Here is a 20,455-nt window from a genome sequence, read left to right on the forward strand (position 1 = left end):
CCGTCCTCCCACTTTGTCGTCACACTGACGATAAAGCATGTACGCTATTATCGTCAACATGACGCTAAACACGGTGGCCGTCACGGTGGACCTGGTGCTGCTCACGATCCACTCCTCTTCCGCTTCTGCCGCGCCTTCTGCCGCGCCTTCTGCTGCGCCTGAGCTGGAGGTGCTTCTGATCCGGCGGGGGATCCCGCCGTTCGAGGGCGCGTGGGCGTTGCCGGGCGGGTTCGTCCTGCCCGACGAGGACCTGGGTGATGCCGCCGCCCGCGAGCTGCGCGAGGAGACCGGGCTGGACCCGTCGTCGGGCCATTTCGAGCAGCTCGCGACCTACGGGACGCCCGGACGTGACCCGCGCGGGCGGGTCGTCACGATCGCGTATCTGGCTTTGCTCCCGGACCTGCCGATACCGGTAGCGGGCAGCGACGCCGCGGGGGCTTCCTGGCTTGCCGTGTCGTCGGTGGAGTCGCTGGCCTTCGACCACGCACGGATCCTGGCCGACGGGATCGAGCGGGCGTCGTCCAAGCTCGAGTACACGCCGCTGGCGACCGCGTTCTGCCCGCCGGAGTTCACCATCGCCGAGCTGCGGACGGTCTACGAGACGGTGTGGCGTACCCGGCTCGATCCGCGAAACTTTCATCGCAAGGTGACCGGGGCGGAAGGTTTCGTGGAGCCGACGGGTACGACGGCGATCCGTGAGCGAGGGCGGCCGGCCCAGCTGTATCGCCGGGGGGTGGCGACGCTGCTGCACCCGCCGCTGTTGCGGCCCTGAGAACGGGTGTTGCCGGGCGCGCCCTTCGCGCGCCCGGCAACACCGCTGTGGCGGTCTTTCCTCGAGGCGGCTTTCCTCAGTGGTGGCCCGGGCGGTGGTTGCCCGGGAAGCCGCCGATCTGCCGGATCACCGGCAGGGTCAGGTTGGCCCGGGTCCACTGCGTGCGGGCGTGCCGGCCGCAGTCCGTGTAGGACATCGACGCGCGCAGCACCACCACGCCGCTGCGGCGGGCGACCGGGCTGACCCGGATCGGGGTCGCGGCGGTGCGGCCCGGACGCAGCGTGTCGCCCGTGGTGAACGTGGTCGTGCGGCGCAGGCCCGGGTACGAGACCCGCACCTCGCGGCCGCCGTCGACGGCCACCTTCGCGTCGCAGACGGGTCGGTCGGTGCGCCAGTAGATGTTCACCCAGCTGGCCGTGTTCGCCTTGACCGCGGTGAGCCGGTTGCTGACCGGCTGCGGGCCGCGCGGCATGGCGGACGCCGGGCCGGCCGCGGCCAGCGTGGCCACCGAACCGGCCGCGCCGGCCAGGACGACCGCCGCGATCATCCGCTTGATCGTGCTCATATGTCTGACCTCCTGTGTGAGGATTTCGAGCGATGGGGGACCCCGCTCTCGATAGGTCAGACGTTGGCGGTTTGCCCAATATTGCCCGGATATATTCTCGGCAAAGCGCCCATGTTTAAACAAAAGGGTGCCGAGGGCTGGCCGAAAGTACGAGTTAGGATTTCGCCGTGCATCGCAGCCGACTGTCCACCGTGCTCATCGATGTGCCGTCCGCTGCCGCCGGGGAGGCAGCGGCCTTCTGGTCGGCGGCGCTGGGCGTGCCGGCCCGGCCCGTGCCCGGCGAGGAGCAGTTCACGTCGTTGCCGGGCGCGCTGCCCGGGCTGACCCTGGCGATCCAGGCGGTCGACGACCAGGCGCGCTATCACGTGGATTTCGAGACCGACGACCTCGAGGCCGAGACGGCGCGGCTGATCGGGCACGGGGCCGTGCAGATCGGGCAGTGGCTGGAGTGCCGCATCCTGCGGGCGCCCGGCGGCCACCTGCTCTGCGTGATCCCCCGGCACAGCGACGACTTCGACCGCCACGCCACGGTCTTCCCCTGATCGTCGGCCGCTACGCCGCGGTGTCCCCCTGATCGGCGCCCTCGGCGTGGTCGCCCAGCGTGCCGCCCAGATAGAACGGCATGCTCTCGAGGGAGCGCCCGAGCGACCGGCGGATCGCGTTGAGCAGGGCGAGGTGAGCCGCCGCGGCCGGCCGGGACGCCTCGGTGAGGCCCTTCTCGTCGACCGGGTTCGTTGCCGGGTCGCGCGAGGCCACACTGCCGAGGAAGACCGCCACGGCCTTCGCGAACTGGTCGATGGACCGGGCGACCTCCAGCGGCGCGACGAGGCTGGCGGCGGTGAGCGCGGCGCTCCAGGCGGCCCAGTCGACGTCCACCTGCCGGCGGTCGAGGTGCCCCCGCCGCAGGGCCATCATGAACGAGGCGTACTGGGAGAACAGCTCCTGATAGGCCTGCAGCTGCCGGTCCCGCAGCCAGTGCCGCTCCTGGACCCGCCGAGTGACCGCGCCGCCGACGAGCACGCCGAGCGTCGCCGAGAGCGCGCCCCCGAGCGTCGTCAGCATCACCGGCGTCACGTCCACGATGGACTTCTTAGCCGCGAAGCGGCCGCCCCGCAAGTCCCGGCCCTACGGGCGCAGCTTGTTCCACTGCAGGTCGTAGCAGATCAGGCCGTGCTCGGCGGCGAGCTGCGCCGCCGAGTAGGAGACCTTGACGTAGTGGCTGATCGTGATCGGGAAATACATCAGCGGCCCCGTCACCTCGTGGGTGAGCCTGGTCGTCCACGGGCTGGCTTCCGGGTCGACCGGCGAGTCGCCCGTCAGGTTCTGCGGATAGCGGGCCAGCAGCGCCCGCATGTAGGCCTCGATCCTCGGGGTCGGCGGCACCGCCGGCTCGCCGCGGGGGCGGCCGACGTACTGCGCGTACAGCGCGTCGAAGACCGCGCGGGCGTCCTGGTCGCCGGCCGGGCGCTCGCCCTCCCACACCGCCAGGGCGTAGGTCACATAGGTCGCCACGCGCCGCCCCCTCTGCCCGTCTCAGCCAAGGGCGGTGAGCCGCGCCTCGATGCGCTCGCGGCGCTGCTCGAGCACGTCGATGACGGCCTCGGTCTCGCTGATGCCGGTCAGCTCGGTGGCGATCTCCTCCGGCTCGACGAAGCCCTCGGAGGTGTCGCTGTCCTGCCCGCGGCGCGCCTGGGCGTCGCCGACGAGCCGGCGCAGCTCGGCGAGCTCCGCGTCGACGTCCTTGAGTTCCTGACGCAGCTGCTCGGCCGTGGTCTCATCGGTCATGTCCCCATCCTAGGGACTGCGCCGGGCCGGGTCCTCCGGTGGGGTCAGCGCCACCAGTCGTCGAGCGGGGTCACCGGAACGGCGCGCTTGTGGCGAGTCGCGTCGAACACCGACTCGACCTTCGCGGCGAGCTCGGGGGTGACGTCGACGCCCTCGAGGTAGTCGTCGATCTGGTGGTAGGTCAGGCCCAGGGCGACCTCGTCGGGCAGGGCCGGGCGGTCGTCCTCGAGGTCGGCGGTGGGGATCTTCTCCCAGACGCTCGCGGGTGCGCCCAGCTCGCGCAGCAGGGCGGCGCCCTGGCGCTTGGTGAGGCCGGTCAGCGGGGTGATGTCGACGCCGCCGTCGCCGTACTTGGTGAAGAAGCCCGTCACGGCCTCGGCGGCGTGGTCGGTGCCGGCGACCAGCATGTTCAGCTGGCCGGCGATCGAGTACTGGATCACCATGCGCTCGCGGGCCTTGATGTTGCCGCGGACGAAGTCGCGCAGGCGGGGCGCGCCGCCGAGCAGCTCGGTGAGCCCGAGAGCGGACTCGGCGGCCGCGGCGTCGGCGGAGGGCTTGACGTTCACGACGACCGAGCGGTCGGGGCGGATGAAGTCCAGCGCTGTCCGGGCGTCGTGCTCGTCGGCCTGCACGCCGTAGGGGAGCCGGACGGCGACGAAGGTCGCGGCCCGGCCCGAGGCCCGCAGCTCCTCGGCGGCCAGCTGACAGAGCCGGCCGGCCAGGGTGCTGTCCTGCCCGCCGCTGATGCCCAGCACGTAGCCCTGGGCGGGGGAGGAACGCAGGTAGTCCTTGAGGAAATCGATCCGGTCGCGGATCTCGGCTGCGGGATCGATGGTGGCCTTGACGCCCAGCTCCGCCAGGATCTGCTTCCTCAGGTCGCTCATGTCCGCACCTTACTGGCCGCCCGGTTCTGCGCACTGTTCGGCCGGTCCGCCGCACTGTCCGGCCGGTTCGCCGTACTGTCCGGCCGGTTCGCCGTACTGTTCGGCCGGTTCGCCGTACTGTTCGGCCGGTTCGCCGCGGGAAATGCTCCCAGCAGGGTCAACGCGTCGGCGCTCGGGGAGCCGGGTGCGGCGTGGTAGACGACCAGCAACTGGCCGTCGGCCTCGGTGACGGCGAACTTCTCGTAGTGGAGCTCCAGGTCGCCGACGAGGGGGTGGCGCAGGTGGTGCAGGCCGCCACCGGGGTGGGGTTTCGCGTCGTGGCGTGACCACAGGCGCCGGAACAGGTCGCTCTTCACCGACAGCTCACCGACCAGCTCGGTCAGGCGCGCGTCGTCGACGCCGGGGCCGGCCATCACGCGCAGGGCGGCGACGAGGTTGCCCACCCGGTCCCGCCAGCCGGGCACGAGCTCCTGCACCCCGGGATCGAGCAGCACCGAGCGCAGGATGTTGGTGCCGGGCGTGAAGATCGGCGACAGCGCCACCGCGAGCGGATTGGCGGCCAGGACGTCCTGGAACGGACCCTGCACGTACGCGGGAGTGGTGTGCCACGCGTCGAGCAGTTGCCGCAGTCCCGGCCGGACCCGCTCGGGACGCCGGCGTCGTGGCGTCTCGGGGGCGCCGAGCGCGTGCAGGTGGGCGGTGGCGTCCTCGTCGAGGCCGAGCGCGCGGGCGAGCGCGTCGAGCACCTGGGCCGACGGGCGGCGGTCCCGGCCCTGCTCGAGCCGGGTGTAGTACTCGGTGCTGATCCCGGCGAGCATGGCCAGCTCGTCGCGCCGCAGGCCCGGCACCCGCCGATGGCCGTTGTCGGGCAGACCCACGTCCTCGGGCCGGATCAGCTCGCGCCGGGCCCGCAGGTATTCGCCGATGAGGTTCACGCCTTCGACGATAGGACGAATCGCGAGTAACAAAGGTAGCCCTGGCGGCACCCCTCTCAGCAGAGGAATGGCTGGTCACGAGCGTCGGGCGCAGGCTTCCGGCATGACTAGGTGGCTCATCACCGGCGCGAACAGCGGCTTCGGCCGGCACCTCAGCGAACAACTCCTCACCCGCGGCGACCGGGTCGTCGGCACGTTTCGCGCGACCGGCAGCGTCGACGACATCTCCGCACGCTGGCCGGAAACTTTCCGGGCCGCGCATCTCGACATCACCGACCCGGTGGAGATCACCGCGGTGGCCGACTCCTCGTGGGCGGCGCTCGGCCGGATCGACGTCGTGGTCAGCAACGCCGGGTACGGCCTGATGGGCGCCGCCGAGGAGCTGACCGACGAGCAGGTCACGCATCAGATCGCCACCAACCTGACCGGCTCGATCCGGCTGATCCGGGCCGTGTTGCCGCACCTGCGCCGGCAGGGCGGTGGGCGGATCCTGCAGCTTTCCTCGGTCGGCGGGCAGGTGGCCTGGCCGGGCGGCTCGCTCTACCACGCCACGAAATGGGGGATCGAAGGTTTCGCGGACGCCCTCGCCGGCGAGGTGGCGCCGTTCGGCATCGGCGTCACGATCGTCGAGCCGGGCGGGGCGCGCACCAACTTTCGCTACGGGAGCTCGGTGCTGGCCGAGCGGATCGACGCGTACGACGCGACACCGGCCGCGGGAATCCGCCGGATCCTCACCGAGCGCACGACCCAGGGAATCGGCGACCCGGCCCGGATGGCGGCGGCGATGATCACCGCAGCCGAGCAGGACCCGGCGCCGCGGCGGCTGGTGCTGGGCTCCGACGCTTTCGGGAGCATCGAGACGGCCCTGACCGCCCGCCTGGCCGATGTCCGCGCCCAGCGCGAGTCGGCCGCCGAGACGGACGCGCCGCTCGGGGGAGTGGCCGAGACGGACGCGCCGCTCGGGGGAGTGGCCGAGACGGACGCGCCACTCGACAGGGTGGCCGCGGGCGGGCCGGCGGATCGCAGCGCCTAGATTCGAGGCGTGAATCTCCGGGACGCGCTCGACGATCTCCGCGACGTGCCGGCGGCCGTCGCGGGGATCACGTCCTTCGAGAAAGCCCTGGCACAGCGCCTCCTCGAGCCGTGGGGCATCTCCCGCACGAGCTTCGACATGCCGGACGGATCGGTCGGCGGGTGGGACGGTCCGGCCGCGCTGCCCCCGATCGACTACCCGGAGGCGCGCCGCCCGAGCGGTGGGCTCTGGTCGAACGTCCCCGACCTTCTCGCCCTGGGCGAGGTCGCGTCGTCGGACATCCCGGGACGGGTGCTGCCGCGGCTACGGTTCGACCTGGCCACGTAGGCCGGTCAGCCGCGAGGCCGCCGCTTCGGTGCGGCCCGTGAGCAGCAGGACGAGCGCGGCGATCGGGCCGTGCACCTGATCGCCGTGGCCGGCCGACCAGTCGGCGTCCGTGGCGATCAGGTGCAGGCCGCGCAACCGTCGCTTGGCCCAGAACGGCCAGCCCATGGTCCACGCCCGGGTTGCGGCGGCCACCGCCGCGTCCGGAACGACCGGGAGGTCGCGGCCGAGCGGGATCGCGATGTCCTGGCTGTGCACGAGGACGTCGAGGACGACGTTGCGGTAGTTGGTGACCGCGGGCAGCCGGCGTGAGGACGCGTGCCGGCGCAGCTCGTCGACCAGTTGGGCGGGGGAGCGGTCCGCGGCGTGCCGGACCGCGAGGTCGTGGTTGAGCCGATGGAAACTGCCGCGGGCGCGCACGGCGTCGGCGAGCAATACGCGTACCCCTGGAGCCTGTGGGGTGAGGGCGACGTGCGCCGCCACGTCTCGCACCCGCCAGCCGGCGCAGAGCGACGGCTTCTCCCAATCCGCCTCGCCGAGCCGGTCGAGCAGGCCGGCCAGCGCGAGCCGCATGCCGGCGATCGCCCGCCAGCTCTGTTCGCCGTCCATCCTCGCCTCCTGATATCGTCAGAGTCTCTGACTAAATTAGTCAGAGACTCTGACCACTTGTCAAGGGAGGCGGCGTGTCGGATCTGAACCTGGGGCTGCTGCTGTTCATCCCCTATCGGGCCATGGAACAGCGGGTTTTCGCGGGGCTGGCCAAGGCCGGCTTCGACGATTTCACGCCGGCTCAAGCGCGGGTCTTCCAGCGGATCGCGCCCGATGGCAGCCGGCTGACCGACCTGGCCTACCAGGCGCAGATCACCAAGCAGTCGGCCGGATTCCTCGTCGATCAGCTGGAACGGGCCGGCTACATCGAACGGGCGCCCGACCCGACCGACGCGCGAGCCCGGCTCGTCTGCATCGCTGCGCGCGGCGCGGCTGCCGTCCCGATCGCGGCGGCCATCGTGGCCGAGGTGGAGGCCGAGTGGGACGCGCACCTCGGCAAGCAGCGGATGACGCAGCTGCGGCAGCACCTGACGCGGTTGCGCGAAGTCACCGACCCCTACCAATAGGCGCGGCGGCGCGGCCAGCTCTCAGTAGGCGCGCAGCGCCTCCGCCACCGGGCGCCGGGCCCCGAGGCGAGCCGGCGCCGCGGTGAGCGCCGCCACCACGACCACGGTGGCCACCACCACGGCCCCCGCCTGCCAGAACGAGGGAAGCGTGGCCTCGTCGCGGTCGCCGCCGGTGATCGCGATGATGGCGACGAACAGCAGATAACCGCCGGGGAAGACGCCGATGACCGCGCCCAGCAGCGCCGGCAGCACCTGCGCGGCCGACAGCGCCGCCGTCATCTCGCGCGGCGTCGCGCCCAGCGCCCGGGCCAGCGCCGACGCGTGCCGGTTGTCGAGGACGGTCGCCCACGTGATGACGACCGCGTTCACGCCGGCCAGGCAGAGCAGGATCACCGTCCACACCAGAAGCACCTCGCGCAGCGCCGCGGCGCGGTCCGGCAGGGTGTCGAGGACGGCGTTGAGAATCAGCCCGACGTAGATGCCGCTCACGGTGATCGCCACGCCCGTCACGGCCAGCACGACCCGGCGCGGGCGGCGGGCGGCAACCCGCACGGCGAGCAGCATCGGCACGGGCAGCCGGGCCGAGGCCGTGATCAACCAGCCGACGCGGCGAGGCGGGCGCGGCGCGTCGGCGAGGGCGTCGACGGTGCTGGACCGGGCGGCGCGCAGGGCCGGGACGAGTGTCGCCAGCACCGCGACGCCGAGCGCCACGGCGGTCACCACGCCGATGGTGAGCGGGGTCAGCGCCGGGGTTCCCGCGCTGCCGAGCAGGCCGGCGCTGGGCTGGATGAGCAGCGGCGCGGTCAGCGCGCCGAGGGCGAGCCCGGCCGCGGCCGCGACGACGGCGACGACGAGGTACTCGGCGAGCAGCACGGCGGCGACCAGGCCGGGGGTGCCGCCGGCCGCCTTGAGCAGGCCGACGCGCCGGATCTGGTCGGCCATCCGGCCGCCCACCAGCACCGAGAGGCTGGCCACGGCGAGCAGGCCGAGCAGCCAGGCGCCGATCATCAGCAGGATCTGGGTGTCGCCGGCCACCTCGGTGGCGTCGGCGAGCACGCTCTGCCACGGGGTGCCGTTGTGCGCCTCGGCGAAGGCCGGCGCCTGCGCCGGGTCGGCCAGCCGCAGGTTCATCATGTAGGTGCCGGCCGCCATGCCGTCGATGTCGGACCGGGCGACCCAGACCAGGCCGGGGTCGTGCAGCAGCTGCGGCAGCTCGCCGGGAGCGGCGCCGCTGACGCAGCCGGTGAAGGTGATGCAGGACGCGCCCGGATAGGGGGCGATGGCGGCGGTGACCGCGACGCCCGCGACCTCGAAGGACTTGCCGCTGAGGGTGACCCGGTCGCCGACGTGCAGGCCGAGCTCGGCGGCGAAGGCGGCCTCGACGACCACGCCGCCCTCGCGGACCCATCCGCCGCGGACGGTGGCCGGCTGGTCGACCGTTGTCGGCGCGCTGTCGCGGCCCACGACCTGCGCATCCGCCGTACGCGTGCTGGTCTGGATCTTCGCACCGGTGACCGGGAAGGGTCCACTGTGGCCGATTACGCCCGCCGCCTGGGACAGCCCGGACAGCTCCTCGGCCTTCATGCCGATGGAGACCACGTCGGGGCCCTGGGTCGCCTCGCGGGTGCTCTGGTAGGGGTCGCCGGCCGCGTCGCGCACGACGAGGGCGAGCGTCAGCGTGGTGGTGGCGGCGAGGATGGCGACGAGCAGGAGGGCGGCCTCGACGCGGCGGCGACGCAGATCGCGTACGGCGAGACGGCACACCAGAAGCAGACGGCCCATCGTCAGTCCTCCAGCCCGATCAGCGCACCGAGCCGCCCGGTCGTGCCGCCGGTCAGCCGGGTCTCGTCGACGAACGCGCCGTCCCGCATCGAGATCATCCGGTCCGCGGTCGCCGCTATCCGCGCGTCGTGGGTGACGACGACCAGCGTCTGCCCGGCTTCGTGCAGGCTGTCGAACAGCTGGAGCACGTCCAATGTGGCCGCGCTGTCGAGGTTGCCGGTCGGCTCGTCGGCCAGCACGATCGACGGCTCGTTGCTCAGCGCCCGGGCGACCGCGATCCGCTGCCGCTGGCCGCCGGAGAGCGCCGCCGGCAGGAACCGTGCCCGGTCGGTGAGCCCGACCCGCTCCAGCAACTCCTCGGCCCGGCGCCGCGCGGCCCGGGGCGAGCGGCCGGCGAGCAGCGCCGACAGCTCGACGTTCTCGACGGCGGTCAGCTCCTCCATGAGGTGGAACGACTGGAAGACGAAGCCGACATCGGTACGCCGCATCCGGGCCAGGGCCCGCTCGCCGATGTCGTCGATGCGGCGGCCGTTCAGCGTCACCTCGCCGGCCGAGGGGCGGTCGAGGCCGCCGAGCAGATGCAGCAGCGTGGACTTCCCGCAGCCGCTCGGCCCCATGACGGCGACCGTTTCGCCGGCGGCGATGTCGAGGTCGATCCCGTCGACGGCCCGCACCAGAGCGCTGCCCCGGCCGTACTCCTTGCGCAGCCCGCGGGCGCGAAGCACGTTGCTCACGATCCACTCCTTCGACGGGTCCAGTTCTGCTCGCACGCCTCCAGCCAGCGCAGGTCGGCCTGCAACCGCAGCACGACCCCCTCCAGCAGCAGCGCCGCGCCGGAGCCGGCCGGCTCGGCCATGGCGGCCCGCTGGGCGTCGCGCAGCCGGCGCAACAGCTCGCGCCGCTGCGCGTCCACAATGGTCAGCGGGTCGGCCAGCCGGGCCGAGGCGGCCGCGATCAGCTTGAGGTGGAACTCGGCGAGGTCGGGCCGCGGCCAGCTCACCTCCGCGATCCACTCGGCGACCCGCTGCTGCCCTTGCGGGGTGAGCGCGTAGACCTTGCGGTCGGCCCGCTCGCCGTCGGCCCGCTCGGCCACGAGCAGCCCGGCCTTCTCGAGGCGGGTCAGCGTGACGTAGACCTGTCCCGCGTTCATCCCGTCGCCGAGCGGGCCGAGAGCGTCGCGCAGCCGGGCGCGCAACTGATACCCGTGCGTGGGTTCCTTGGCCAGCATCGCCAGCACGACTTCCTGCTGCATCTGCGCACCCCTATCTAACCGTTAGCCCTATGTCTAACGGTTAGCTATCGGGGTGTCAAGCCTTGAACAGCCGCTCCTCGTCCAGCGCGGAGGTTTGCACGACGAGCACGTCGCAGACCGCGTTGCGGACCACGCCGGCCGGGACCGAGCCGAGCATCTGTCCCTCGCTCGCGCCCAGGCCGCGGTTGCCGACGACGATGAGGTTCGCCGGGTTCGCGCCGACCGTGTCGAGCAGGGCCTGCGCCGGGTCGCCCTCGACCAGCCGCTGCTCGATGTAGCGGGCCCGCTCGCGGGTCAGGCCGGTCACCGACTTCTCGAGGGCCTCGCGGGCGGTGTCGACCCCGAAGATGTCGCGGTGGGAGCCGGCCGGCGGCTCCGTGTTCGCCGGCTCCGATTTCCCTGAATCCGCGCGGTACGCGGTGACGACCACCAGCTTCGCCTGTGCGGCCTGCGCGACCTCGGCGGCGCGGTCCACGGCGTACAGGCTGGTCGCCGTGCCGTCCGAGCCGACCACGACCCGGTCGTACACGCTGATGCTTCGTTTCGATCCGAGCGGCACGATCGGGGACTCGTCGGCCTCGTCGGGCGGGTTGACCCACAGCATCGCCACGGCGCCGACGCCCATCAGCACTCCGGCCACCAGGATCGCGTTGGAGCCCTTGCCGTCCAGGAACGTGTTGAAGATCCAGCCGAAGGTGACCGTCTCGATCAGCATGGGCACCACGATCATCATGTTGAGGATGCCCATGTAGACGCCGGTTCGCTTGGCCGGGACCATGCTGGCCACCATCAGGTACGGCACGCCGACCGCGCTCGCCCAGAAGATGCCGAGCCCGATCATCGAGATCAGCGCGACGTACTGGTTGCTGATGTGCGCCAGCCAGATCAGCGCCACCGAGGCCAGCGCGAGCGCGATCGCGTGCACGCGCTTCGCGCCCAGCTGCCGGGAGAGGCCGATCAAGAACAGTGCGGAGATCATCGTGACGAAGTTGTACGCGCCGTTCATCAGGCCGCTCCAGGCGATGGCGCTGTCCCACGCCGGGCCGCCCTGCTCCGGGTTCGCGTCGAAGATCGTCTCGCCGAGGCTGACCGCCAGGAATTGCCAATAGACGAACATCGCGTACCACTGGAAGAGGAACACCACGCCGATCTTGTGCATCGCGACCGGCATGGTGCGCACGGCGTCGGCGATGTCCCGGACGAAACCTCCGACCCCCTTCGGCTGGGCCCGCATCTCGGCGAGCTCCTCGTCGGTGGGGGCGATCTCCTTCGTGCGCGCCATCGCCGTCAGCACCGTGAGCAGGATGCACACCGTGCCGATCATGAAGCAGACGTACATCCAGTAGGGAACGCCGTTCCCGGCGGTCTTGTCGAGCGCGGAAACTTTCTGCAGCAGGAACAGCGAGACGTTGGCGAGCACCGCGCCCGCGCCGGTGAACATGCTCTGCGTCAGGAATCCGCGGGCGAGCTGGGATTTCGGCAATCGGTCCGAGATGAACGCCCGGTACGGCTCCATCGAGGTGTTGTTGCCGGCGTCGAGCAGCCAGAAGCACAGCACGCCGGCCCAGAGCACGCCGACGAACGGGAAGACGAACAGGATGATCGCGCAGAGGATGGCGCCCGCGGTCACGAACGGCCGCCGCCGTCCCCAGCGTGGACTCCAGGTGCGGTCGCTGATCGCGCCGATCAGCGGCTGGATGATCAGCCCGGTGACCGGGCCGGCGAGGTTCAGGATCGGCAGCTGGTCGGGGTCGGCCCCGATGAGCAGGAACAGCGGGTTCACCGCCGACTGGGTCAGGCCGAAGCTGAACTGCACCCCGAAGAACCCGAGGTTCATCATCAGGATGGCGCTGCCGGTCATCAGCGGCTTGCGCTCGACCTGGCCGGCCGGGGAGATGGACTCCGATGTCGTGGCGGTCATGGCGACCCCTTCGACGAACGTGACCTGTGTCACCGACGCTAAGTCGGTTCCACATTCCACGCAACTGCGGATGTCGATCTCTCGACTGGTCACATCTCGTGTAATACGTTCGGGAGGAAGCCGCGGAAGGAGACGACCGTGCATCAATGGAAAACGATCGTGGTGGGCGTCGACGGGTCGCCCGGCAGCCGCAAGGCGCTGGCCTGGGCCGCCGCCGAGGCTGCGGATCACAGTGCGGACCTGCTCGTGGTGAATGTGTGGGAGCACACCCTGCTCCCGCCGGCGGGCAGCGTCAGCGTGTCCGAGCACTACGTGCCCGAACCGAGCCAGAGCACGACCGACGAGCTCGTCCAGGTCATCAAGTCCGAGCTCGGCGACGATCCGCCGGTGCGGGTCCAGGCCCAGGTCAAGCAGGGCCGGCCGGCGAAAGTGCTGATCGACGAGTCGGCGGGCGCGGACCTGCTGGTCGTCGGCCATCGCGGCCACGGCGGCTTCGCGGGGCTGGTGCTGGGCTCGGTGAGTCAGCACGTCGCCGCGTACGCGAAATGCGCCGTGACCGTGGTCCGCTGATCGTGACTCAGACGCTCTCCAGCACCACCTCCGGGGTTTGCGGCGACGGCCCCGGATCGCGGCGCCGCCGGAAGGCGACGAGCAGCAGCGCCGCGCCCAGCACCAGCGCCAGGGAGGCGAAGGCCGCGGTCACATGCATCGCCGCGACGAAAGATTCGTTGGCGGAGTCGGCGAGGTCCGGTCGCTGCAGGGCGTCGGCGACCGCCCGGGTGTGCTCGGCCGACGGCGCGGCGGCGTCGCGGGCCGCGGCCGGAAGCGAGGCCAGCGCGGGCGCGATCCGGTCGCGGTAGGCGGTGGTCAGGATCGTGCCGAGCAGCGCGATCCCCAGCACGCTGCCGACCTGCCGCACAGTGTTGTTGACCGCCGAGCCCGCGCCCATCCGGTCGACCGGCAGCACCGCGATCACCGCGGCCACCGTCGGCGCGATCGCCAGGCCCATCGCCACGCCGCTGACGAAACCGACCGTGCAGAACCACGCCAGTGGCGTGTCGACATCGAACGTCAGATTCGCGAAAAACGCCGCCGCCACCACGAGCAGCCCGATCCCGCTGACCAATCCCACCCCGTGCCGCCTGGCCAGGCGCGCGCCGAGCGGCGAGCCGGCGGCCAGGCCGACCGCGCCCGGCAGGAACGCCAGGCCGGTCTCGAGCGCCGTCATGCCGCGGGCGCCCTGGAGATAGAAATTTCCGTAGAACATCTGGCCGGTGATGCCGAAGAAGAGCGCGCCGAGCGCGAGGTTGCCGGCGCTGAACCGGCCGTTGCGGAACAGGCGCGGGTCGAACGACGGCTCGGGGGAGCGCCACTCGAAGACGGTGAACGCGGCGATCAGCGCCAGCCCGGCGAGCACCGGCGCCCACACCCGCGTGCGCGCCCAGTCGGTGTCCTGCCCGGCCTCGATGAGGCCGTAGGCGAGCAGGGCCAGTCCGGCGGTCGACAGGACGAGACCGATGGGGTCCGGGCGGCGGCGGGCCGCCAGCTTCGGATCGGGTACGACGAAAGCGATGCCGGCCAGCGCCAGCGCGACCACGGGCAGGTTGACCAGGAACACCGAGCCCCACCAGAAGTGGTCGACGAGCACCCCGCCGAGCAGTGGACCGACCGCGACGCCGACCCCGCTCGAGGCCGACCAGGCGGCGATCGCCCCGGCCCGGCGCTCGGGCGGGAAGGTCGCCCCGATGATGGCCATCGAGGTCGGCATCATCATCGCGCCGCCGAGCCCCATCAGGCCGCGGGCCAGGATCAGGCCGGTCGCGTCGCCGGCCCAGGCGGCCCAGACCGACGCGGCGCCGAAACAGAGCAGGCCGAGCACCAGGATCGTGCGGTGGCCGTAGCGGTCGCCGAGCGCGCCCGCGGCGAACAGCGCGGTCGCGAAGAGCAGCGCGTACGCCCCGACGGCCCACTGGAGCTGGCCCGGGGTGGCGCCCAGGCCGGTGCGCGGGTCGGCGATGCGCTCGAGCGCGATGCCCAGGATCGTGGTGTCGATCCAGATGAGCACCGCCGCGAAAACGAGGACGGACAGCACGCGGCGCTGCCGCGGTACGCTGGTTGACAGGTCCCTGACGGTCATGAGCCTCACTCTGGCAAGATTGTCAGGTCCCTGTCAATACCGCCTGACGCACAATGGTCACGTGAACCCACCCGACGGCTGCTCGACGTTCCTGGTCCGCCATGCCTGGCTCGCGCTGCGCGGCGTCGTCGCCGAGGCGCTCGTCCAGCACGACCTGTCGGTCGCCCAGTTCGCCTCGCTGCTGATGCTCGACGAGGGGCCCGGCCTGTCGGTGGCCGACGTGGCGCGGAAAGTCTCCACGGCGCGGCAGTCGGCCAACGAGATGCTCGGCGGCCTCGAGCGGGCCGGTCTGGTCGAGCGCCGGCCGCACCCCAGCGACCGCCGGACGCAGCAGATCTTCCTGACCGGCGCGGGCCGGCAACGGCTCGCCGAGGCGGTGCCCACGGTGCGCGAGGTCGAGGCGCGGCTCGCGGCCGGCTTCACCGCCGAGGAGATCGCGGTCGTCAACGCCTGGCTGCAGCGGATGACCGAGGCCACCGTCGAGGGCGAGGAGATTCCGACGCTGTAGGCCGGGGTCGAGCGCGTTGTTCAGCGCAGCGTCAGGCGGATGACGCGGCCACCGACCTCCCAGGATCGGCGCAGGTCGGCCTCGTCCGGGTTCCCGCCGGCGTCCAGCGCGATGTTGTTGAAGCCGGCGAAGCTGTGGTTGTCACGCGCGATCACCCCGTACCCCCACATCACCGACGCCTCATCGGTGAGCGCCTCGACGCCGGCCTGACGGCGGCGACCCTTGTGGCGGACCTCGACCGTGTCGCCGGTGCGCAGGTTGCGCGCCCACGCGAACGGCGTGCCGATCAGCAGCGCGCCCTCGTGGGCGGTGTAGGCGACCGGCACGGTGTACCGCTTGCCGGACTTTCGTCCGACCACATAGAGGGTGATCAGGCGGGCGCCGACGCCGCGCGCTATCAGCGGCGTGCGCAGCAGCACCCGTACGATCCGGTTCGCGACGCCCTGGAAGCGGAGCGTCTTGGGCAGCTGATCGTTGGCCATGGCGTGACTGTCTCACCCGAGAGCCCCGCGTCGCCAAGCCGACGCCACCCTTCCGATCAACCCGGCCGCCGTCCCAGCATGGGTTTTCAGAGGTGAACGGGGGCATGATGTTCGTGTACGTATTTGTTTTGGTGGTTTTATCCGTCTGCGCGTTGTCCATCTGGAAACGGGTGGGCCGCGAGCCCGCCGCGGCGCGCCCATGGCGGGCGGATCCCATGATGTCGAGCACCGAAGGCGTCCTCGCGGCCCAACTGGCCGCCGGCGACATCACCGACCATCAGTACGTCAACGCGATGGAGGCGCTCGCCGCGCGAGAGGGCTGAGCGGCGGTCAGGCGGCCGGCAGCGTGCCCCGTGAAGGTGCGTCTGCCGGAATCGGCTCCTCCTCGGCATACTGGCGCGGTGACGCAGAGGCTGCCGCACACCGCCCGGTCACTGGCCGCCGACCTGCGCGCCCTCGGGCTGGCCCCCGGGGACACCGTGCTGGTCCACTCCTCGCTGCGCGCTATCGGTTTCGTCGCGGGCCTCGCGCAGGCCGTCGTCCAGGCGCTGCTCGACGTGCTCGGCCCGGCCGGCACGCTGGTCGTGCCGACCCACACCACCTTCAACTCCGATCCGGCCGGCTGGCGGAACCCGCCGGTCCCACCCGAGTGGTGGCCGGTCATCCGCGAGCAGAGCCCCGGCTTCGATCCGGCGAGGACGCCCAGCTGGTGGGTGGGGACGCTGCCCGAGATCGTACGAAAGTGGCCCGGCGCCCTCCGCAGCGATCACCCACAGATGTCGTTCGCCGCGGTCGGCGCCCAGGCCGGAACTGTCGTGCGCGACCACCGCCTGGAGGAGGGACTGGGCGAGGCCTCGCCGCTCGGCGCGATCTACCGCCTGCGCGGCCGGGTGCTGCTGATCGGCTGCAGCCACGACCGCAACACCTCGCTGCATCTGGCCGAATGCCGGCAGGACCGGCCGGTGATGACCGACTACGGCGCGGCCGTATGCCTGCCCGGCGGCGCTTCCCGCTGGGTCACCTGGACCGCGCCGCTGGCCGACAGCTCCGATTTCGCGAAACTAGGCGGCGCCTACGAGGAAAGCGGCGCGCTGGCCGTCGGGATGGTGGGCGACGCGGTCGCCCGCCTGATGCCCCAGCGCGAGCTGGTCGACTTCGCCACCGCCTGGATCCGCTGCTTCAGATGATCTCCCAGTCGAGCGCCCCGTCCGTGCCGACCCGCGGCCGATAGTTTCCCGCGTACGGTCGCCCGGTTTCCAGCGACGTCGCGGTCCCCTCCAGAAGTTCCACGAAAGACGCCGGCCAACGCTCGAAACTGGTGCCGTCCTCGGGATAGAACTCGCCGATCCGCCCGTGTCCGCCCGCCCGCTGGTCGGCGAACAGGCATCCGCCGCTGCCGTCCTGGGCGAACGGGACGAAAGCCTTGTCCCACCAGGGATTCTCCCTTCCCCAGGCGGTGTCCTGGCCGGACAGGACGCTGCAGGTCACCTTCCAGTCGCCGAGAATCCCGTCGATGGTCTCGGGGACGTAGAACGGCGGCAGCGAGAAGCCGGCCAGCGAGGCGACACCGTCGTGCCGGCGCAGCGAGGCCACCAGATCGGGCGGGAACGTCACCGACATCTGCCGCTGGACCGCGTCGATCCGCGCCGCCGGCGCGCCCGGTCGTAGCGTTCGGGCGGCGGCTGGGGCATGGCCGGCGAGCCACTTCTCGATCCGCTGCCAGGCCGCGTTCACCCGGGCGGCGCCGGCCGCGTCCGGCCCGGTGACGGCGACCTTGCCCGCGTACTGCGGGCAGGCATCGACCGCGATCCGCGTCCGTTGCGGAGTCACCGGCGCCACGTACAGCGAGAGCCGGGGGGCCGGCCGCAGGGTGGCGTGGTACTCCACATCGGACGAGCCGCGCCCGGACCACGCCAGCCCGCACACCGCGAGCACCATCACCGCGAAAACCGTCAGCAGACCGAGCACGAGCCGTTTCCCGCTGACCGGCGCCCGGCCGGGCGCCGGCGGCGAGACGACCGCGGGCGCGGGCGGCGCCGGCGCGGGCGTCGCTCGCAAGGTGGGATCGAGCCACTCGGCCGCCCCCGAGAGGTCGTCCGGCAGCTTCGCCGGGATCCGTCCGGCCGGCGTGACCGGCAGGCTCTGGTCGTCGACCTCTCCGATCGTCACGACGGCCGCGACGATCCCGTGCCCGGCGAGCGCCCCGAGCGCCAGCGTGGTGTGGTTGACCGCGTCCGGTCCCGGCCCGGCCACCACCACGGCCGGCGCGTTGACGGCGGCGGCGAGGTCCGCGAGCGTCCACCCGTCCCGCCCGACCGGCACGAGCAGCCCGGCATCGGCCCCCACGAGCACGAGTCCGTGCGCCCAGCCCATGGTCACGACCATGTTGCGCGCCTGCTCGAGGCTCAGCTGATCGGCCGCCGTCAGCTCGAGCACCCCGGCGAGGTGGCCACGGATCGGGTCTTCCCCGGCGACGCGGCCGCCCACGACGACGACCGCGACCGGCACGCCGGCGGCCGCCGCCAGCACCGTGGCCGCCACTCGCCAATCGACGCCGGTCGACGTAGCCGTGATCATCCAGGGCCCGCGGCCCGGCCACCCCCGCTCCACGCGGACACTCTACAGAGGAACCGCGCGAGTTCAGGGCAGGCGTGTTCCGGCGGCCAGGAACATCGGGACGGCGATCATCAGACGCCCGTCCGCCGCCCGGGTGGCCTGGTCGCTCAGCCACTCCGCCGACTCCGCCTCGCTGATCACCCCCGCTGCCCGCGCCGCCGCGGCATGCCCGGGCAGCAACTGCTGCGCGCTCGCGTCGGTGAAGACGGCCGTGTGCACCTCGAGCGTGACGTCGCCGAACCCGCCGTCCAGGAGCAGGTTGCGGTAGCCGCGGGCGATCCGCGGATGCGTGATCGTGTCGGCCCGCGCGTGCACGATCCGCCGCGTCACCTCCGGGAACGACGAGTCGATCACCATGGTGTCCCAGTCCTGCCCGACCAGCACGATGCGGCCGCCGGGAGTGAGTACCCGCCGGGCCTCGGCCAGCGCTTCGGCCGGCGACGGCAGCACGTGATAGACCTTGTCGGCCCGATATCCCTCGGCCTCGCCGTCGGCCAGCGGCAGCGAAAGCACATCGGCTTCGCGTACGTCTATCGCCGGAAACCTTTCGCGGGCGGCGCGCACCATGACCGGGTCGAGATCCACCCCGGATGCCCGCGCCCCGCGTTCCGCGAGCTCGGCCACGGCCCGCCCGGCGCCGCACCCCGCGTCGACCACGGTCGCGCCCGGTTTCAGGGACAACTGCTCATAGCTGCGTACGCGTAGCTCGGCAGCCCCGGCGATCGACTCGGCCGCGTCGAGCATGCGGATCAGGTTCTCGGAATCGGTGAAGGCACTGTGCATGCCGCCGACTATCCGACTTAAGGTCGACCTGAAGTCAACGGAGGCGATGCCCGTGGAGTACTCGATCGGCGAACTGGCGGCACGCTTCGGGCTGGCGACCCACGTGCTGCGTCACTGGGAGGACGCCGGGCTGCTGGATCCGAAACGGCGCGTCGCGGGACGAAGGGTGTACGACGACACCCACGTCGCCCGTGTCGCCGAGATCCAGCTGTGCAAGGCGGCCGGCTTCAGCCTCGAGGACATCCGCGAGCTCGACGACCCGGTGCGCCGGCGGGCGATGCTCGAAAGCCAGCTGACCCAGGTGCGCGAGCGCCTGGCTCAGCTGGCACTTTCCGAGAAGATGCTGGAACACGGCCTGCGCTGCCGGCACGCCGACCACCGCGCCTGCCCCCGCTTCCACGAGATGGTGCTGGCCCGCCTGGACGGCGTCACGGTGGCCGACGCGATGGACCACGACTAGCAGCTCAGGTTGCCGCCGGTCGGGACGCCGAGGATGCCGGCGAACTGGGTGTACAGGTTGATGCGGCTCTGCACCTGGGCCGGGTTCCCGCCGTTGCACTCGATGCTGTTGATGGCCCGGATCGTGGTGCCGAAGCCCTGGCCGTTGACCATCGCGTTGTGCGAGGTCGTGCCGGCCGCCCCGGTACCGGTCATCCAGTACCACAGACCGGTCTGCCACGAGATCGACGAGTTCGTGCCGACCAGGCCGGGGTTGTTCAGCAGGTCGACGCCGAGCGCGTTGCCGGCCGCGTAGTAGTTGAAGTTCCAGCTCAGCTGGATCGGCCCGCGGCCGTGGTAGGCGGACTGGCCGGCCGGGCACCCGTAGGGCTGCGAATAGTCGCAGTAGTGCGGCCAGTTCGCCTGGTTGATCTCGTCGATGTAGACGAGCCCGCCGGTCTCGTGGCTCACGTTGGCGAGGAACGCGGCGGCCTCCTGTCGCTTGACGGTGTCACTGCCGCTGGTCGCGAAGGCGGGGTACTTGCGCATCGCGTCGGTGAGTCCGGCGTACGTGTAGAAGGAGTTCCGCCCCGGGAACATCTGATTGAACTGCCCCTCGGACACGACGAACCCGCTGTTTCCGCCGCCGCCGGGGTCGCCGCCGCCGGAGCAGCTGTACGGCGACCAGAACCAGGTGCTGATCGTCGGGTCGTACCCCGGGTTCTCGTGCGTCGCCTGGTAGTCGAGGCCGTTCGAGTACCGCACGATCGCGCCGACGGCGTAGTACTGTCCGGCGACCCAGTTCGGGTAGTTGCAGGTGGTGCCGCCGCCTCCGCCGGACGAGCCGCAGGTCCCGTTGTCCTGCCAGACGCCCGAGCCGCCCGTGCTGGGCGCCTCGCCCTGCGTCCACCACTTGGCGGTCCAGTTGTGGCTGTTGTAGGACGCGGTCATGCCTCCGGTGTACACCGTGGCGCTGTTGTAGGGGGTGACGCAGGCCGCGGCCGCGTCGGATGCCGTGCTGGGGATCACGACGCCCGCCGCGGCGATCAGGGAGAACACCGCCGCGGCGAGCACCATGAGCAGGCGCTTTCGAGTCATGGGATCGACATAACCAAATGTCGAG

At 71.7% G+C, this 20,455-nt stretch carries 26 protein-coding genes; 10 read left to right on the top strand and 16 right to left on the bottom strand.

Going from position 1 to position 20,455, the window contains the following annotated elements; translation table 11 throughout:
- The first annotated feature begins 58 nt into the window (after positions 1–58).
- Entirely contained in the window at positions 59–772 is a 714-nt protein-coding gene (locus tag ACIA5D_RS08340) for an NUDIX domain-containing protein (RefSeq protein WP_396029179.1), read from the top strand.
- A gap of 76 nt (positions 773–848) precedes the next feature.
- On the opposite strand, the gene ACIA5D_RS08345 is transcribed toward ACIA5D_RS08340, so the two are convergent.
- Positions 849–1,337: a hypothetical protein gene (locus ACIA5D_RS08345; RefSeq protein ID WP_396029180.1), complete on the bottom strand. Its 489-nt coding sequence runs from the start codon at positions 1,335–1,337 to the stop codon at positions 849–851.
- A 167-nt stretch (positions 1,338–1,504) separates the two neighbouring features.
- On the opposite strand from ACIA5D_RS08345, the gene ACIA5D_RS08350 reads away from it, so the two are divergent.
- On the top strand, positions 1,505–1,879 hold the full coding sequence (locus ACIA5D_RS08350) for a VOC family protein (protein ID WP_396029181.1): 375 nt from the start codon (positions 1,505–1,507) through the stop codon (positions 1,877–1,879).
- Positions 1,880–1,889: 10 nt separating this feature from the next.
- On the opposite strand, the gene ACIA5D_RS08355 is transcribed toward ACIA5D_RS08350, so the two are convergent.
- The 5 genes from ACIA5D_RS08355 to ACIA5D_RS08375 are packed head-to-tail and all read right to left on the bottom strand — an operon-like array spanning position 1,890 to position 4,941.
- On the bottom strand, positions 1,890–2,417 hold the full coding sequence (locus ACIA5D_RS08355) for a hypothetical protein (RefSeq protein WP_396029182.1): 528 nt from the start codon (positions 2,415–2,417) through the stop codon (positions 1,890–1,892).
- Positions 2,418–2,462: 45 nt separating this feature from the next.
- On the bottom strand, positions 2,463–2,849 hold the full coding sequence (locus ACIA5D_RS08360) for a hypothetical protein (protein WP_396029183.1): 387 nt from the start codon (positions 2,847–2,849) through the stop codon (positions 2,463–2,465).
- Between the two features lie 21 nt (positions 2,850–2,870).
- Positions 2,871–3,122 carry a hypothetical protein gene (locus ACIA5D_RS08365; protein WP_396029184.1) on the bottom strand — a complete coding sequence of 84 codons (252 nt, stop codon included), beginning with the start codon at positions 3,120–3,122 and terminating at the stop codon, positions 2,871–2,873.
- 44 nt (positions 3,123–3,166) lie between these two features.
- Complete coding sequence (nadE, locus tag ACIA5D_RS08370) at positions 3,167–4,006, bottom strand: ammonia-dependent NAD(+) synthetase (protein WP_396029185.1); 840 nt, start codon at positions 4,004–4,006, stop codon at positions 3,167–3,169.
- Positions 4,003–4,941 carry a helix-turn-helix domain-containing protein gene (locus ACIA5D_RS08375; protein WP_396029186.1) on the bottom strand — a complete coding sequence of 313 codons (939 nt, stop codon included), beginning with the start codon at positions 4,939–4,941 and terminating at the stop codon, positions 4,003–4,005. Before ACIA5D_RS08375 ends, nadE begins: the two co-directional genes overlap by 4 nt.
- A gap of 103 nt (positions 4,942–5,044) precedes the next feature.
- Here ACIA5D_RS08375 and ACIA5D_RS08380 point away from each other — a divergent pair, with 103 nt between their 5' ends.
- Both ACIA5D_RS08380 and ACIA5D_RS08385 read left to right on the top strand, forming a co-directional pair.
- A complete protein-coding gene (locus ACIA5D_RS08380) occupies positions 5,045–5,974 on the top strand; it encodes an SDR family oxidoreductase (RefSeq protein WP_396029187.1) in 930 nt (309 codons plus the stop codon).
- Positions 5,975–5,983: 9 nt separating this feature from the next.
- Complete coding sequence (locus tag ACIA5D_RS08385; protein WP_396029188.1) at positions 5,984–6,301, top strand: hypothetical protein; 318 nt, start codon at positions 5,984–5,986, stop codon at positions 6,299–6,301.
- Here the strand turns inward: ACIA5D_RS08385 and ACIA5D_RS08390 are convergent.
- Complete coding sequence (locus ACIA5D_RS08390) at positions 6,278–6,907, bottom strand: maleylpyruvate isomerase family mycothiol-dependent enzyme (protein ID WP_396029189.1); 630 nt, start codon at positions 6,905–6,907, stop codon at positions 6,278–6,280. The two genes, ACIA5D_RS08385 and ACIA5D_RS08390, sit on opposite strands and share 24 nt — an antisense overlap.
- Positions 6,908–6,981: 74 nt before the next feature.
- Here ACIA5D_RS08390 and ACIA5D_RS08395 point away from each other — a divergent pair, with 74 nt between their 5' ends.
- Positions 6,982–7,413, top strand: coding sequence for a MarR family winged helix-turn-helix transcriptional regulator (locus ACIA5D_RS08395; RefSeq protein ID WP_396029190.1), 432 nt, complete (start codon positions 6,982–6,984; stop codon positions 7,411–7,413).
- A 21-nt stretch (positions 7,414–7,434) separates the two neighbouring features.
- Here the strand turns inward: ACIA5D_RS08395 and ACIA5D_RS08400 are convergent, their stop codons facing one another.
- Genes ACIA5D_RS08400 through ACIA5D_RS08415 form a run of 4 tightly spaced genes read right to left on the bottom strand, consistent with a single transcriptional unit; the run spans position 7,435 to position 12,368 of the window.
- The gene (locus tag ACIA5D_RS08400; RefSeq protein WP_396029191.1) at positions 7,435–9,195 is read right to left on the bottom strand and encodes an FtsX-like permease family protein; all 1,761 of its coding nucleotides are present in this window, start codon (positions 9,193–9,195) and stop codon (positions 7,435–7,437) included.
- A 2-nt stretch (positions 9,196–9,197) separates the two neighbouring features.
- Positions 9,198–9,929 carry an ABC transporter ATP-binding protein gene (locus ACIA5D_RS08405; RefSeq protein WP_396029192.1) on the bottom strand — a complete coding sequence of 244 codons (732 nt, stop codon included), beginning with the start codon at positions 9,927–9,929 and terminating at the stop codon, positions 9,198–9,200.
- The gene (locus tag ACIA5D_RS08410; protein ID WP_396029193.1) at positions 9,926–10,447 is read right to left on the bottom strand and encodes a PadR family transcriptional regulator; all 522 of its coding nucleotides are present in this window, start codon (positions 10,445–10,447) and stop codon (positions 9,926–9,928) included. The genes ACIA5D_RS08405 and ACIA5D_RS08410 overlap by 4 nt, the downstream gene beginning before the upstream one ends.
- A 55-nt stretch (positions 10,448–10,502) precedes the next feature.
- Positions 10,503–12,368, bottom strand: coding sequence for an MFS transporter (locus ACIA5D_RS08415; protein WP_396029194.1), 1,866 nt, complete (start codon positions 12,366–12,368; stop codon positions 10,503–10,505).
- A gap of 138 nt (positions 12,369–12,506) precedes the next feature.
- Here ACIA5D_RS08415 and ACIA5D_RS08420 point away from each other — a divergent pair, with 138 nt between their 5' ends.
- Positions 12,507–12,938 carry a universal stress protein gene (locus ACIA5D_RS08420; RefSeq protein WP_396029195.1) on the top strand — a complete coding sequence of 144 codons (432 nt, stop codon included), beginning with the start codon at positions 12,507–12,509 and terminating at the stop codon, positions 12,936–12,938.
- A gap of 7 nt (positions 12,939–12,945) precedes the next feature.
- On the opposite strand, the gene ACIA5D_RS08425 is transcribed toward ACIA5D_RS08420, so the two are convergent.
- Entirely contained in the window at positions 12,946–14,505 is a 1,560-nt protein-coding gene (locus ACIA5D_RS08425; protein ID WP_396029196.1) for an MFS transporter, read from the bottom strand.
- 61 nt (positions 14,506–14,566) lie between these two features.
- On the opposite strand from ACIA5D_RS08425, the gene ACIA5D_RS08430 reads away from it, so the two are divergent.
- Positions 14,567–15,013 carry a MarR family winged helix-turn-helix transcriptional regulator gene (locus ACIA5D_RS08430; RefSeq protein ID WP_396029197.1) on the top strand — a complete coding sequence of 149 codons (447 nt, stop codon included), beginning with the start codon at positions 14,567–14,569 and terminating at the stop codon, positions 15,011–15,013.
- A gap of 20 nt (positions 15,014–15,033) precedes the next feature.
- Here the strand turns inward: ACIA5D_RS08430 and ACIA5D_RS08435 are convergent, their stop codons facing one another.
- A complete protein-coding gene (locus ACIA5D_RS08435; RefSeq protein WP_396029198.1) occupies positions 15,034–15,495 on the bottom strand; it encodes a nitroreductase/quinone reductase family protein in 462 nt (153 codons plus the stop codon).
- 104 nt (positions 15,496–15,599) lie between these two features.
- On the opposite strand from ACIA5D_RS08435, the gene ACIA5D_RS08440 reads away from it, so the two are divergent.
- A complete protein-coding gene (locus ACIA5D_RS08440) occupies positions 15,600–15,818 on the top strand; it encodes a hypothetical protein (RefSeq protein WP_396029199.1) in 219 nt (72 codons plus the stop codon).
- A 78-nt stretch (positions 15,819–15,896) separates the two neighbouring features.
- Positions 15,897–16,682: an aminoglycoside N(3)-acetyltransferase gene (locus tag ACIA5D_RS08445; RefSeq protein WP_396029200.1), complete on the top strand. Its 786-nt coding sequence runs from the start codon at positions 15,897–15,899 to the stop codon at positions 16,680–16,682.
- Here the strand turns inward: ACIA5D_RS08445 and ACIA5D_RS08450 are convergent.
- Complete coding sequence (locus tag ACIA5D_RS08450; protein ID WP_396029201.1) at positions 16,675–18,105, bottom strand: SMI1/KNR4 family protein; 1,431 nt, start codon at positions 18,103–18,105, stop codon at positions 16,675–16,677. The genes ACIA5D_RS08445 and ACIA5D_RS08450 overlap by 8 nt on opposite strands.
- A 30-nt stretch (positions 18,106–18,135) precedes the next feature.
- Entirely contained in the window at positions 18,136–18,894 is a 759-nt protein-coding gene (locus ACIA5D_RS08455; protein WP_396029202.1) for a methyltransferase domain-containing protein, read from the bottom strand.
- Between the two features lie 52 nt (positions 18,895–18,946).
- Here ACIA5D_RS08455 and ACIA5D_RS08460 point away from each other — a divergent pair, with 52 nt between their 5' ends.
- Complete coding sequence (locus ACIA5D_RS08460) at positions 18,947–19,354, top strand: MerR family transcriptional regulator (protein ID WP_396029203.1); 408 nt, start codon at positions 18,947–18,949, stop codon at positions 19,352–19,354.
- Here the strand turns inward: ACIA5D_RS08460 and ACIA5D_RS08465 are convergent.
- On the bottom strand, positions 19,351–20,430 hold the full coding sequence (locus ACIA5D_RS08465; RefSeq protein ID WP_396029204.1) for a glycoside hydrolase family 19 protein: 1,080 nt from the start codon (positions 20,428–20,430) through the stop codon (positions 19,351–19,353). The two genes, ACIA5D_RS08460 and ACIA5D_RS08465, sit on opposite strands and share 4 nt — an antisense overlap.
- Between the last annotated feature and the right edge of the window lie 25 nt (positions 20,431–20,455).

Origin of the sequence: Actinoplanes sp. NPDC051513, from assembly GCF_044454685.1 — a bacterium.
Classification (GTDB): domain Bacteria; phylum Actinomycetota; class Actinomycetes; order Mycobacteriales; family Micromonosporaceae; genus Actinoplanes.